The sequence below is a fragment of the Kluyvera sp. CHPC 1.2972 genome, assembly GCF_036759925.1.
Classification (GTDB): Bacteria; Pseudomonadota; Gammaproteobacteria; order Enterobacterales; family Enterobacteriaceae; genus Kluyvera.
On the sequence record NZ_JAPKIB010000002.1, the window covers coordinates 170,198 to 184,240 of the forward strand.

At 55.6% G+C, this 14,043-nt stretch carries 12 protein-coding genes; 2 read left to right on the forward strand and 10 right to left on the reverse strand.

Features of this window, described 5'->3' with window-relative positions; translation table 11 throughout:
- The first annotated feature begins 24 nt into the window (after nucleotides 1-24).
- On the forward strand, nucleotides 25-456 hold the full coding sequence (locus V6944_RS04315; protein WP_333498028.1) for a DUF805 domain-containing protein: 432 nt from the start codon (nucleotides 25-27) through the stop codon (nucleotides 454-456).
- On the opposite strand, the gene fpr is transcribed toward V6944_RS04315, so the two are convergent.
- From fpr to gmk, 7 genes are all read right to left on the reverse strand, one after another.
- On the reverse strand, nucleotides 447-1,193 hold the full coding sequence (gene fpr / locus V6944_RS04320) for a ferredoxin--NADP(+) reductase (RefSeq protein ID WP_333498029.1): 747 nt from the start codon (nucleotides 1,191-1,193) through the stop codon (nucleotides 447-449). The genes V6944_RS04315 and fpr overlap by 10 nt on opposite strands.
- Before the next feature lie 95 nt (nucleotides 1,194-1,288).
- Complete coding sequence (gene glpX / locus V6944_RS04325; RefSeq protein ID WP_333498030.1) at nucleotides 1,289-2,299, reverse strand: class II fructose-bisphosphatase; 1,011 nt, start codon at nucleotides 2,297-2,299, stop codon at nucleotides 1,289-1,291.
- Between the two features lie 68 nt (nucleotides 2,300-2,367).
- Nucleotides 2,368-4,449, reverse strand: coding sequence for an ATP-dependent DNA helicase RecG (gene recG, locus V6944_RS04330; protein WP_333498031.1), 2,082 nt, complete (start codon nucleotides 4,447-4,449; stop codon nucleotides 2,368-2,370).
- Between the two features lie 5 nt (nucleotides 4,450-4,454).
- Nucleotides 4,455-5,141: a tRNA (guanosine(18)-2'-O)-methyltransferase TrmH gene (gene trmH, locus V6944_RS04335; protein WP_333498032.1), complete on the reverse strand. Its 687-nt coding sequence runs from the start codon at nucleotides 5,139-5,141 to the stop codon at nucleotides 4,455-4,457.
- A gap of 4 nt (nucleotides 5,142-5,145) precedes the next feature.
- A complete protein-coding gene (spoT, locus tag V6944_RS04340) occupies nucleotides 5,146-7,260 on the reverse strand; it encodes a bifunctional GTP diphosphokinase/guanosine-3',5'-bis pyrophosphate 3'-pyrophosphohydrolase (protein WP_333498033.1) in 2,115 nt (704 codons plus the stop codon).
- An 18-nt stretch (nucleotides 7,261-7,278) separates the two neighbouring features.
- Nucleotides 7,279-7,554, reverse strand: coding sequence for a DNA-directed RNA polymerase subunit omega (gene rpoZ, locus V6944_RS04345; protein ID WP_000135058.1), 276 nt, complete (start codon nucleotides 7,552-7,554; stop codon nucleotides 7,279-7,281).
- A gap of 52 nt (nucleotides 7,555-7,606) precedes the next feature.
- Nucleotides 7,607-8,230, reverse strand: a complete 624-nt coding sequence (gmk, locus tag V6944_RS04350) for a guanylate kinase (RefSeq protein ID WP_035895845.1) — start codon at nucleotides 8,228-8,230, stop codon at nucleotides 7,607-7,609.
- 256 nt (nucleotides 8,231-8,486) lie between these two features.
- Here gmk and ligB point away from each other — a divergent pair, with 256 nt between their 5' ends.
- On the forward strand, nucleotides 8,487-10,163 hold the full coding sequence (gene ligB / locus V6944_RS04355; RefSeq protein ID WP_333498034.1) for an NAD-dependent DNA ligase LigB: 1,677 nt from the start codon (nucleotides 8,487-8,489) through the stop codon (nucleotides 10,161-10,163).
- Here the strand turns inward: ligB and V6944_RS04360 are convergent.
- The 3 genes from V6944_RS04360 to V6944_RS04370 all read right to left on the reverse strand — a co-directional run bounded on the left by V6944_RS04360 (nucleotide 10,160) and on the right by V6944_RS04370 (nucleotide 13,905).
- Nucleotides 10,160-10,777, reverse strand: coding sequence for a trimeric intracellular cation channel family protein (locus V6944_RS04360; protein WP_333498035.1), 618 nt, complete (start codon nucleotides 10,775-10,777; stop codon nucleotides 10,160-10,162). The two genes, ligB and V6944_RS04360, sit on opposite strands and share 4 nt — an antisense overlap.
- Nucleotides 10,778-11,024: 247 nt before the next feature.
- Nucleotides 11,025-12,758: a phosphoethanolamine transferase CptA gene (locus tag V6944_RS04365; RefSeq protein WP_333498036.1), complete on the reverse strand. Its 1,734-nt coding sequence runs from the start codon at nucleotides 12,756-12,758 to the stop codon at nucleotides 11,025-11,027.
- A 283-nt stretch (nucleotides 12,759-13,041) separates the two neighbouring features.
- Nucleotides 13,042-13,905 (reverse strand): YicC/YloC family endoribonuclease, encoded by an 864-nt coding sequence (locus V6944_RS04370; protein ID WP_185667492.1) that lies wholly within the window; start codon nucleotides 13,903-13,905, stop codon nucleotides 13,042-13,044.
- Between the last annotated feature and the right edge of the window lie 138 nt (nucleotides 13,906-14,043).

The following is a 14,043-nucleotide window of genomic DNA, read 5'->3' on the forward strand; positions in this document are numbered from 1 at the left end:
GCACAACGACAAAGGAAAGGCGACATGACTCTACAGCAATGGTTATTTTCCGGTAAAGGCCGTATTGGCCGCCGTGACTTCTGGATCTGGATCGCCATCTGGGCGGTGACAATGGTGGCGCTGTTCAGTCTCGCGGGCGGCGGGCTGGTTGACCTGCAAACGGCGGCATTTATGCTGGTCTGTCTGCTGTGGCCAACGGCGGCGGTGACGATTAAACGATTACACGACCGGGGTAAGTCCGGTATCTGGGCGCTGCTGATGATACTGGCGTGGATGCTATTGGCAGGAAACTGGGCAATGCTGCCCGGCGTCTGGCAGTGGGGCGTAGGCCGCTTTATCCCGACGCTTATCATGGTGATGATGCTTATCGACCTGGGCGCGTTTGTTGGCACCCAGGGCGAAAATAAATACGGCAAAGAGACGCAGGCCGTGAAGTACCGTGCCGATCACCAGTAGTGTTCAGCGGTCATGTGGCCCGGCCGGCGACGCAGGTGTTTGGTCATCTGTCGGGTCTCTTTTAGCAACTGTTGGGTATCACGCACCATCTGCGGATTACCGCATAACATGACGTGGCTGGTTTCGGCATTCATCGGTAGGCCGACCGCCGCTTCCAGCGCACCGCTTTCAATAAGCGCCGGTACGCGCCCCGTCAGCATGCCCGGCGCGGTTTCCCGGCTGACCACCGTCTGAATACGCAGTTTACCCGCGTAACGCTCTTCCAGCGCCCGCATTTGCGGCAGATAGCTTAAGTCGGCGGCGTAGCGCGCGGCGTGAACCAGCACCAGATTCTTAAAGCGATCCAGATTTTTGCCTTCTTCCAGAATCGACAGATATGGGCCAATAGCGGTGCCGGTTGCCAGCATCCACAGGGTGTCGCAGTCGGGGATTTCGTCGAGAACAAAGAAGCCGGCCGCTTCGCTGACGACCAGTACCTCATCGCCGGGCTTGAGCGCCGCTAAGCGTGGGCTTAGCTTTCCGTCAGGAACGGTCACCAGATAGAACTCGAGATCGGGGTTGTGTGGGGCGTTAACGTATGAGTAGGCGCGCTGAACGCGTTCGCCATCGATATCCAGCCCAAGCTTGGCAAATTGCCCGGCGGTGAATGGTTTAACCGGTGCGTGGACGGTGAGGCTAAACAGTGCATCCGTCCAGTTTTGCACGTTAACAACTTTGCCTGTAACCCAGTCAGCCATGGCCTATCTCCCCTCTATATCGTTAGCTTATCATCACCGCGACGAGAGCAGATTTCCAGCCCGAAAGGGCCGGAAAGCTCTATTGATCAAATGATTTAGAGAATGTGGCGCTGAATTTCAGTGTCTTTGCGATCGAGGTAGTGAATCGACTGAATGCGGCGAATGGTGCGTGATTTTCCGCGGATCAGCAGCGTCTCGGTGGTGGCGATATTGCCCTTGCGGGTAATGCCGTCCAGCAGATCGCCTTTGGTGATGCCGGTGGCGGAGAAGATAACGTTGTCGCTGCGTGCCATGTCGTCGAGCGTCAGTACGATGCCTGCTTCAATACCCATCGCCTTGCAGCGCGCCAGCTCGTTTTCGCCGATGCGGCGGTTCTCTTCGCTGTCGCCTTTGACGTGGTGACGCGCCAGCAGACGACCGTGCATGTCGCCATCCAGTGCACGAATCACTGCGGCAGAGACCACGCCTTCCGGTGCGCCGCCAATGCCGTACATGACGTCGACTTCGCTATCCGGCATACAGGTCAGGATAGAGGCCGCCACGTCCCCATCAGGGATGGCAAAGACGCGTACGCCCAGTTTTTGCAGCTCAACGATAACCTGGTCGTGGCGCGGCTTGGCAAGAATGGTGACGGTTAATTCGGACAGCGGTTTATCCAGCGCACGAGCGACGTTACGCAGGTTCTCTTCCAGCGGTTTGTTGAGATCGATAGTGCCTTTCGCGCCAGGACCGACAATCAGCTTTTCCATGTACATGTCAGGCGCGTTGAGGAAGCAGCCTTTATCGCCTACTGCCAGCACCGCCAGAGCGTTTGCCTGGCCCATTGCCGTCATACGGGTGCCTTCGATGGGGTCAACGGCAATATCCACCGCATCGCCATTTCCGGTACCGACGGACTCGCCGATGTAGAGCATTGGCGCTTCATCGATTTCGCCTTCGCCAATGACGATGGTACCGTCAATGTTGACCTTGTTGAGCATAATACGCATGGCGTTGACCGCCGCGCCGTCGGCGGTGTTCTTATCGCCGCGACCCAGCCATTTGTAGCCTGCCAGCGCCGCCGCTTCGGTGACGCGCGAAAATTCGATAGCCAGTTCTCGTCTCATTACAAACTCGTCCAGGGAAGTAAAATTGTGCGAAGTTTAGCACAGCCCCGGAGGGGCTGCGGGTATCGCTACGCGTTGGAATATCGTTCGGTTTCCGGCATCCAGCGTTCAATCAGAGCATTGGCCTGCTGTGGATAACGGTCGTGAATATGGCGCGCCAGGCGCTGAACTTCGGGGATCATTGCCTGATCGCGCATTAAGTCGGCGACTTTAAATTCGGCGTTGCCGGTCTGGCGAGTACCCAGCAGTTCGCCGGGGCCGCGGATCTCGAGGTCTTTCTGGGCAATCACGAAGCCGTCATTGCTGTCGCGCAGCACCTGCAGGCGCATTTGCGCGGTCTTTGACAGCGGCGCTTTGTAGAGCAGCACGCAGTGTGATGCAACTGCGCCACGGCCCACGCGGCCTCTGAGCTGGTGCAGCTGCGCCAGTCCCAGACGCTCCGGGTTTTCAATAATCATCAGACTGGCGTTTGGAACGTCGACGCCAACTTCAATGACCGTAGTGGCAATCAGCAGATGCAGCTCGCCCTGTTTGAACGCTTGCATAACCGCCTGCTTCTCGGCGGGCTTCATGCGCCCGTGGACGAGGCCGATATTCAGCTCCGGCAGCGCCAGCTTCAGCTCTTCGCAGGTGGCTTCCGCCGCCTGAGCTTCCAGCAGGTCAGACTCTTCAATCAGCGTACAGACCCAGTAAGCCTGGCGGCCTTCGGTGGTGCAGGCGTTGCGTACGCGGTCAATAATGTCATGGCGTCGGGTATCGGGGATCGCCACCGTGGTCACCGGGGTGCGGCCCGGCGGGAGTTCGTCAATTACCGAGGTATCCAGATCGGCATAGGCGGTCATCGCCAGGGTGCGTGGAATCGGGGTTGCGGTCATGATTAACTGATGTGGATGGAAGCCTTGCTGCTGGCCTTTTTCCCACAGCGCCAGACGTTGATGGACGCCAAAACGGTGCTGCTCATCGATGATCACCAGCGCCAGCCCGTTAAACTGCACCTGCTCCTGGAAGATGGCGTGGGTACCGACAATCATCTGCACCTGACCGCTGGCAATGGCCTCCTGCTGCGCCTGACGGGCCTTGCCTTTCTGTTTGCCAGCTAACCAGCCGACTTCAACGCCGAGTGGCTCAAACCAGCTGCGGAAGTTATTGGCGTGCTGTTCGGCGAGCAGTTCGGTTGGTGCCATCAGCGCCACCTGTTTGCCGTGGGCGATGGCGCGTAGCGCTGCTAGTGCGGCAACCAGCGTTTTACCGGAGCCAACATCGCCCTGTACCAGACGCATCATCGGTATATCCAGCGCCATATCATGTTCGATTTCGGCCGTCACCCGCGCCTGTGCGCCAGTAGGCTTAAACGGCAAATTGGCCAGAAACTTATCTTTCAGCTCACGGTTCTCGCTGAGAGGCTGAGCGTGAAAACGCTGCGCGCCCGCACGCAGGGCCAGCATGCTGAGGTTGTGCGCCAGCAGCTCTTCGAGAATCAGGCGCTGCTGTGCGGGGTGTTTACCCGTTTCTAAATCGGCGAGCTGTAGCGTCGGCGGTGGGCGATGCAGCGTGCGCAGCGCTTCCGGCAGGCTCATCATCCCCTGTGCCAGTTCCGGCGGCAGCAGTTCGCTGATGGCGCAGGTGTCGAGCAGATCCAGTGCCTGGTCGGTGAGCTTGCGCAGCGTTGCCTGCTTAATGCCTTCGGTGGTGGGGTAGACCGGCGTTAAGGTCTCCTGCAGATCCGGTTCGCTGAGGTCGCCCTGCACGCGGTATTCCGGGTGGATCATCTCCGCGCCGAACTTGCCGCGTTTCGCTTCGCCGTAGGCCAGCACGCGTCGCCCCGTGACGAGACTGTTTTTCATCGCCGCGTTGAAGTTGAAAAAGCGCATGGTCAGGATACCGGTGCCGTCGCTAATCTGGCAGGTCATCATCCGGCGGCCGCCGAAGGTGATATTACAGCTCAGGACTTCGCCTTCCACGGTCGCGTAGATGCCGGGAAGTAGTTCACCGATAGGATAGAGTTGGGTGCGATCTTCGTAGCGCAACGGCAGGTGCAGGAGCAGGTCCTGTACCGTGTGTAGACCGATTTTCGCCAGCCGACTACTCTGCGCGGCGCCTACGCCGGTCAATGTGTTGAGCGGAACGGCATCCAGCAGACGGCTTTGCATGGCGGTTACTCCGTAGCCTGCATAGTGGACCACCACGTGGCATCGGCTTCAATTTCGCCCTGCTCGTTGACGTGGGGATAAGGAAGGCCTTTACGTTTGGCGACGTGTGCCAGCACCGGGTAGCCGCCTTCAAACAGCAGACGCTGCTGTTCTTCGACGGGTAGCATGCTGTTTTCGCGTTGGTACATGCCAGCGTTCTGACGCTGGCGCTGGGCTTCATAGAGAATCAGGGCAGAGGCAACGGAAACGTTGAGCGACTGCACCATGCCGATCATCGGGATGATGATGTCCTGATCTGCGAGGGCTAACGCTTCCTGGGTGATACCGGTTTTTTCCTGCCCCATCAGAATGCAGGTTGGGCGGGTATAGTCGATTTCACGGAAATCGACGGATGTGTCTGACAGGTTGGTGGCCAGAATTTGCATGCCCTGGCGCTTTAAATGGCTAACCGCATCGCCAATGGTGGGATGGGTTATCACCTGTACCCAGCTGTTACTGCCCGCTGCAGATGCCATAGGGCGCATTCGGGTGCTGGGCCAGACCGCGTGAACTTCGTGTACGCCTACCGCGTCGGCGGTACGAACGATCGCCGAGACATTATGAGGCTTGTGGACCTCTTCCATGCAGACGGTCAGGTCAGGCTGACGCCTGGCGAGCATCTCACGAATACGCGCATAACGCTGTAAGTTCATAACGCTAGTTTCGGTTACGGGTGACTTTGATGACGTCCGGCATCACGCGGATTTTGCGCATGATATTCGCCAAATGCACGCGGTCACGTGCGGTCAGACGGATAAAGGCGCTGTAAACGCGGCCGTCTTTTTCTTCCGTATTCAGACTTTGAATATTGGACGCCGCGGTATTGATGGCTGCCGTCAGGTTGGCCAGTGCTCCCTGATGGTTGAACATATCGACCTTAATCTCGGTGATAAATTCCTGCGCCGTCTCTTTGTCCCACTCAACCGCCATGAACTTCTCAGGTTCTTTCTGATAGCCGCGAATATTGCGGCAGGATTCATGGTGAATAACCAGCCCTTTACCCGGGCTGACGTGGGCGATGATGGGGTCGCCAGGGATTGGACGACAGCATTTCGCGAAGGTGATCAGTACGCCGTCTGCGCCTTTAATCGGCAGATGGCTGTGCCCGGAGGCACCTGGAGCTGACGGGGTAGCTTCACCCTGCTGGAGGTTTTTCGCCACCACCACGCTCATGGCGTTGCCCAGGCCAATTTCGGCCAGCAGGTCGTCAAGGGTGGCAAGACGCATGCGGTCAAGTTCGCGCTGAACATGGTCCGCTGGAATTTCCGCGAGCTTGCGGCTACCGCCCAGCGCGTGGTTCAGCAGACGGCGACCCAGGCTGACGGAGTCGTCGCGCTTGAGGTTTTTCAGCATCTGACGGATTTTGGCGCGCGCTTTCGAGCTGACGACAAAATTGAGCCATGCGGCGTTCGGGCGTGCGCCCGGTGCGGTGATGATTTCTACCGTCTGGCCGCTGGAGAGCGGCTGCGACAGCGGGTAAGGCTGGCGGTCGACGCGCGCGCCAACGCAGGCATGACCGATGTCGGTATGCACGGCGTAGGCGAAGTCCACCGGCGTAGCGCCAGCGGGCAGTTCGACAATGCGGCCTTCCGGGGTGAAAACGTAAATCTCATCCGGGAAGAGATCGGATTTAACGCTCTCGATAAATTCAAACGAGCTACCGGCGCTCTGCTGCAGTTCCAGCAGGCTTTGCATCCAGCGCTGGGCGCGGATTTGTGCGGTAGTACTGCTTTCGCCACCGTGCTCTTTGTATGCCCAGTGCGCAGCAACACCCATCTCTGCCATTTGATCCATATCTTCGGTACGGATCTGGACTTCGACCGGGACACCGTGTGGCCCAATCATTGAGGTGTGCAGGGACTGATATCCGTTGGCCTTTGGAATCGCGATATAGTCTTTTACGCGACCCGGACGCGGCTTGTACAAGCTGTGCATCTGGCCCAGTACGCGGTAGCAGGTATCCAGATCGTGGACGATAACGCGGAAGGCGTAGATGTCCATGATCGAGTGAAAACGCTGCTCTTTCAGCACCATTTTGCAGTAGATAGAGTACAGATGTTTTTCGCGACCGCTGACGCGACACGGAATTCCCGCTTCCTGCAAACGCCCTTCGATTTCAGAAAGGATCTTCTGAATCATCTCTTTACGGTTACCGCGCGCGGCTTTCACCACTTCTTTAATGACACGATAACGGTTTGGATACAGCGCTTCAAAGCCCAGCTCTTCGAGCTCGGTTTTAATGTGGTGGATACCTAAACGGTGGGCCAGCGGGCTGTAGATTTCGAGCGTTTCACGGGCGATGCGGCGACGTTTGTCCGGGCGTAATGAGCCCAGCGTGCGCATGTTGTGGGTGCGGTCGGCAAGCTTGATGAGGATGACGCGGATATCCTGCACCATCGCCATAATCATTTTGCGAAAGTTTTCGGCCTGCGCTTCTTTCTTATCGCGGAACTTGAGTTTATCAAGTTTAGAGACCCCCTCTACCAGTTCAGCAACGCTTTTACCAAAGAGTTGCTCCATGTCCTGGTAGGTGGCAGGGGTATCTTCAATCACGTCATGCAGCAGAGCAGCCATCAGCGTTTCATAGTCGAGTTTCATCTCGGCCAGAATGCAGGCAACCGCTACCGGGTGCGTGATATAGGGTTCACCGCTTGAACGTGTTTGCCCCTCGTGAGCGTCACGTGCAACGAGATAGGCCTGCCGAAGACGCTTAATCTGGTCTTCCGGCAGGTAATTTTGAATCAGCTGATTCAGGCTCTCAAACAGATACAAGGGCGACCCGCTATGTAATTAACGACGACCTTCAGCAATAGCGGTAACAGCTTGTAATTCAGCGGCTTCCTGCTCTTGCTGTTCCTGGCGCTCGCGCACGTCGAGGATCTGGTTGTTGATCAGACCTTCTTCGATTTCGCGCAGTGCGATTACGGTGGTTTTATCGTTTTCTTCTGGAACCAGCGGATCCTTTCCGCCTACCTGCATCTGACGAGCGCGACGCGCGGCGACCAGTACCAGGTCAAAACGGTTACCAATTTTCTCTACAGCGTCCTGAACAGTTACGCGTGCCATACTTTAATGCTCCACAGATAGTGATGGACTGGGCATGATACTGAAAGTGGGTTCAGTCTGCCAATAATTTGCTGATTAAAGCGTCATGTCGCTGCTTTTGACGGCTCATACGCAGACGTTCCGCCCGGAGGATGGTCTTAAAATCGCCCAGCGCGGTATCAAAATCATCATTGACGATAAGGTAATCATATTCCGCGTAATGACTCATTTCTGCAACTGCCTGAGCCATACGTTTTGCGATCACCTCTTCGCTGTCCTGGCCGCGGCCACGCAGGCGACGGTCCAGTTCAATTTTGGATGGCGGCAGAATAAAGATGCTGCGCGCACCCGGCATGCTTTTACGGATTTGCTGAGCGCCCTGCCAGTCGATATCAAGGAAGACATCAACGCCGGTCGCCAGTACCTGCTCAATAGCCTGACGCGAGGTGCCGTAATAGTTGCCAAAGACTTCAGCGTGTTCCAGGAATGCCCCTTCGCCAATCATCGTTCTGAAATCGTCGTGATTCACAAAGAAATAATGTTCACCGTGCACTTCACCCGGACGCGGCGCGCGCGTGGTATGTGAAACAGATACCTGGGAGTCGTACAACGGTTGGGTTTTCAATAAAGCCTGAATCAGGCTGGATTTACCCGCGCCGCTAGGGGCGGAAACAATATAGAGCGTGCCTTGAGCCATGAGTGTCTTTTGTATGTGATTATCGAAAGAGAACTTACATACGAGCCTATTATACACGGCGCTGCCACGCGACGTAGTCTTTGTCACACTTTTTGCGCCAGTTTCTTTCATTTTGCGTACCGTTTTCCTGATTTCTCCTTGTGTTGCTGCAACAAACGCGTTTTCCCTGAATCCGGCTCGATAAACGCAGAATCCCTTATCGCAGGGTGAAAAGCACTGCGCTACAAAGGGGCTATTCGTTGGCGAGGGGAAGAACATGAAAGCATGGATGATTGGCATGGGCTTGCTGTTCACGTTGCAGGTACAGGCGGCCTGTCCTGCCTGGTCGCCCACCAGAGCGGGGCAGGAGATAGCACAGCTCGAAAGTCAGATTAGTGGGTGGAATAAAACATACTGGCAGGAGGGGAAGAGTACGGTTAGCGATGGCGTATACGACCAACTCTCTGCGCGTCTCGCTCAGTGGCAGCGCTGCTTTGGTGTAACGGCCGTGGAGCAAGCCAGCTTGCCGCCGCTGAGCGAGACGGTGAAACATCCGGTAGCACATACGGGCGTGCGCAAGCTGGCGGATGTCAGGGCGGTGGGCGAGTGGATGAAGGGCCGGGAAGGGATGTGGGTGCAGCCGAAAGTGGATGGCGTGGCGGTTACCCTGGTCTATCAGGATGGACATCTGAAGCAAGCGGTCAGCCGGGGTGATGGGCTAAGTGGGGAAGATTGGACGGAAAAAGCCCGGCGTATTCCCGCTATTCCGCAAAACGTCAGCGGTGCGCTGGCAAACAGCGTTCTGCAAGGTGAGATATTTTTACGCGCGGAAGGACATGTACAGAAAAAAATGGGGGGAATGAACGCGCGCTCAAAAGTGGCAGGAATGCTGATGCGCCAGAGTGATAGCCAGCCACTTTCCGCGCTGTCACTGTTTATCTGGGCGTGGCCTAATGGCCCGGCCCTGATGCATGAACGACTGAACCTCCTTTCCGCGTCCGGATTCGAACTTGCCGCGCGCTATAGCCATTCAGTCACAAGTGCTCAGGAGGTCGCCGACTGGCGTTCGCGCTGGTTTAACGCGCCGCTGCCCTTTGCTACGGATGGTGTGGTTGTCCGTACGGATAAAGAGCCTGAAGGAAGTCGATGGCTGCCAACGCAAGGGGATTGGGTTATCGCCTGGAAGTATCAGCCAGTATCACAGGTGGCGGAGGTCAGCGGTATTCACTTTGCGATAGGGCGTACCGGAAAGATCTCCGTGGTGGCCGAACTGCAGCCCATCATGCTCGACGATAAGCGGGTACAGCGGGTCAATATTGGTTCGGTGGCGCGCTGGGAAAGCCTGGATATTAGCCCAGGCGATCAACTACTGATTAGTCTTGCCGGACAGGGTATCCCGCGGCTGGAAAGCGTCGTCTGGCGTGCCCTTGAACGTACGAAACCCGTACCGCCTGCGGCCGACTTTCACTCACTCACCTGTTTTTACCGTACGGTTGCATGCCGGGAGCAATTCCTGGCACGCCTCGCCTGGCTCGGGTCACCGGCGGTGCTCAATATAGAGGGGGTGGGTGAAGTGGGGTGGCAGCGGCTTGCGACGGCGCACTCGTTTGAGCACGTCTTCTCCTGGCTTGGACTCACGCTAACTCAGCTTCAGTCCACGCCCGGCATGACCGCAGAAAGAGCGCAGCAGGTGTGGCACCGCTTTGATATGACGCGCCGACAGCCCTTTCGCCGCTGGATTAAAGCAATAGGCGTGCCGTTGCCAAACGCGGCCTTAAAAGCGCTCGACGATAGTACCTGGCGACAGTTACTCGCTCGTGATGAATTACGCTGGCAAACGTTGCCGGGCATCGGGCCGGAGAAAGCGCGTAGCCTGACAACGTTTATTCATGACCCCACGGTGGGCTCGCTTGTCGAAAAGCTGAGAGCGCTCGGGGTCGCGGGGTTTAACTAGTGTGTTTCGTGCCGGTAGTGGAATACCGGAAGCCCAAGCTTGAGCCTGAGCGCTAGCATCCTTGCGGTAAAGCCGAAGAGCAGCGTGGAGATCACTACCACGTCATGATTGCTGACGTACTGCTGAAGCGCCACGTACAGTACGGCTGCCGCAAACGAGATACCGGCATAAAGCTCTTTCTGGAAGACGAGCGGAATACGTTTACAGAACATATCGCGCAGCACCCCGCCAAATACGCCGGTAATGACGGCGGCGATGACGGCGATAATCGGCCCTTCTCCCATATCCAGTGCGATTTGCGCGCCAATGATTGAGAAGACAATCAGACCCACAGCATCAAGAACCAAAAACAGGCGACGCAGATGTGGCATGACCGGGGCCATAATGGTGGTCAGTACCGCAGCAATAGCAACGGTAATGATGTATTCGGGATGCTGTACCCAGCCTAACGGGTAGTGACCGAGCAGCATATCGCGAACGGAACCCCCGCCCAGCGCGGTGGCGGTGGCAATGATAATAACGCCAAAGGTATCCATGCGGCGGCGCCCGGCAGCCAGGGCTCCGGTCATCGCTTCCGCGGTGATACCGATAAGGTAAAGGATGTGCAGTAACATGTTCGCTCCCAACAAGAATGGCTGGAGGGTAGCGATTTGTGCGCCATGTCACGATTGAGATTTTCTAAGGCAAGCGATTTTGGATAAGAATAACTAATTCATAAACTACATATAAATGCTGTAATTATGGGTTTAATGGGATTCATTTCTGATTTTTGTTATTAGAAAATGTAAGCCGTTGCGTGGAGAGAATGATGCGTGGGATAACCTGCAAAAAGCCGCTCCGGTTGGAGCGGCTTGTGGGGCGTTACTGATTACCGGTCTGCTCGGCGTATGGCAGCTTGTCGTAATCGGTCAATGACTTCTTATCGTATGGGTTGCCAATCCAGCGTGTAGCTTCAACAAACTGTGGGCTGGCCAACGCACGGGTTGGGTCGAAACCGTCGTAGCTTAACCCTGCCAGATCGGACCAGGTATGGATTAGCTCAGAGCTGCTGTATTTGCGGTTAACATCCTGAGAGAAATCACGAGGATGATCCTGATGCCATTTTTCTGACGTCCACAGCAGGAACGGAATGGTGTACATATGGCGCGTTGGCGTAAGCTCATTACGGCCCTGCGTCTGATGCGGCGGCGTGTCATAAACCTCTTCCCCGTGATCGGAGAAGTACAGCAGGAAGCCATTCGGATCCGTTGCTTTGTAGTCCTTAATCAGGGTGGAAACAACGTAGTCGTTGTACAGGTTGGCATTATCGTAGCTGTTGTACGTGTTCTGCTCATCCTTGCTTAACCCAGCTGGCATTGTGTCGGTTTTACCCGAGAATTTGTTCCAGTTTTCTGGGTAACGGTACTCGTAGTTAATATGCGTACCTAACAGATGCACGATAATAAACTTCTTCGGCGCCGGGTCTGACAGAACCTCTTTAAACGGTGCCAGAACGTTAGAATCGTATTCACGGGCGCTCTGGGTACGCTGCTGGTTCATGTAGAACTGCTGGTCGGTCTGTTTTGAGAACACGGTCAGCATGGTGTTACGTGACGTCATCGTCTGCTGGTTGGTTATCCAGAAGGTCTTATAGCCCGCCTGTTTCATCAGGTTCATCAGCGATGGTTTTGTCAGATACAGGTCTGGGCTCTGCTCGTTAGCGAAGGTCAGCGCCTGCTGCAGGATCTCAATGGTGTAAGGGCGTGATGTCACTACATCATTGAAAACGGTGAAGTTAGGATCTGACTTGTGCAGCGCATCCAGCTCAGGCGTGGTTTCACGCGGATAGCCATAAAGGCTCATACGCCCACGCTGTGTGGATTCGCCAATGACCAGTACCAGCGTACGAGGGGCATTCCCTGAGCTGTCTTTCAGGTTGGCCAGCGGCGGCAGCGCGTGGTTGTCATTGAGCAACCGGGTCAGGCTGTCTAACTGATGGTGATACTGGTAGTAGCCAGTAATAAACTGCCAGGGGGCTGCTGGGGCAAGGCGGCCTGACATACCGTCCAACACGTCTGCAACGGGTTTGTCTTTCATCAGCACGCCGGTCGCCAGTGGGTTCAGAATCAGTCCATAGAGCAGGGCAAAAGAGACGAGCCAGCGCCAGGGTTTTGGGATATAAACCGGGCGCAGGCGTGTCCAGAGCAGCACGGCAACAATGGAGTAGACCACCGCCACCAGGACAATCTTAAGGCTAAAATACTGGCTTAAGAACTCGCCTGCTTCATTAGTGTTGGTCTCAAACATCACAAATAAAACGCTTTGCGAAAACTCCTGACCGTAAATAACGTAATAGCTGATAGCCGCCAGGGACGCCGCCCAGAGCACAACGCCAATAATGGCGCCGATGATGCGAGTCTTCTTCGGGAACAGAAATACCGGCACTAGCCATAATAAGCTAAAGAGAATGGAATCCCTTAAACCGGTAGACCCACTATAGCCTGTCGCGTAGATAACAAGCTGTAAAGCCGTTGAAAAGAAACAAAAATACAATACGGCCCAGCCAAGGGCTTTCCAGCTAAAGGCTGGTGTACTCTGAGTAGTCGTGAATTGCATAGGTTTAACTTTATTTGAGATGGAGGCGGCCAGTCTAGCCACCAATGCTTAAGATATAATTAGATCGATATCTGAACGCATAAGCAGATAGCCCTGGCATCTGAAAGGAGATAGATGAAGGTGGAAAATATCTGGTTAAAAACGTCTTGTGTATCGCCTCATTCCATAATCACCCTTTATATAAGGGTGAGTAATGATGCAATTTACTTGGGGAAAAAGAAACTACCTGAATTAAAAATGCCCGCGCAATGGCGGGCATAAATTTGAAAGTAACTGATTAGAATTATTCGATGTTCTGAATCTGCTCGCGCATTTGTTCGATCAGTACCTTCAATTCGATAGCGGAGTTGGTCACGTCCGCATTGATCGATTTTGACGCCAGAGTGTTCGACTCGCGGTTGAACTCCTGCATCATGAAGTCCAGACGGCGGCCAACGGCCTCTTTCTTCTTCAGGATGTTGTAGGTTTCTTTCACGTGCGCTTCGAGGCGATCCAGCTCTTCGGCAACGTCGATACGCTGGGCCATCAGCACCAGTTCCTGCTCCAGGCGGTTGTTCTCAAGCTGAACTTCTGCGTCTTCCAGCTTGGCAACCAGACGGTCGCGCTGCCACTGCAGGATTTCCGGCATATGGGCGCGGACTTTGGTCACCTCGCCGCTGACGCCTTCCAGACGCTGCTCAATCAGGGCTTTCAGCGCCTGACCTTCGGTTTCACGAGCCACGATGAAGTCGTCCAGCGTACCATCCAGTGCATTGAGGATCTCGGCGGCGATAGCGTCCAGATCCTGCTCCTGTGCGGCCATCACGCCTGGCCAGCGCAGAATGTCGACAGGGTTAACTTCTCCTTCATCGCTCTGCATTTTGACCCAGTTCGCGGCGCTAACTAGTTGTTTTGCCAATTTTTCATTGAGGATCAGTTCGCCTTGCGCGCTAGCATCTGGCTCAAAACGCAGGGTGCATTCTACTTTGCCTCGCGTTAAGCGGGTACGTAGACGTTCACGGACAACGGGTTCAAGGCTGCGGAACTGCTCCGGCAGACGGAAATAGGTTTCGAGATAACGCTGGTTAACAGAGCGCAGTTCCCAAGCGGCGCTGCCCCAACTGCCCTTGATTTCACGGCGGGCATAGGCGGTCATGCTGCGGATCATAGACGTTCCTGTTTTTAAAGGAGAGATGGGGGGATTATAGCCTCCGGGGGCTTATGAGGATAGGAATAAGCGCCGTTAATCCGTATGCGCGTCACCTTACAAGCTGTCTCTGAGTTGGGCTCGCTCCCTTGCCGCCTT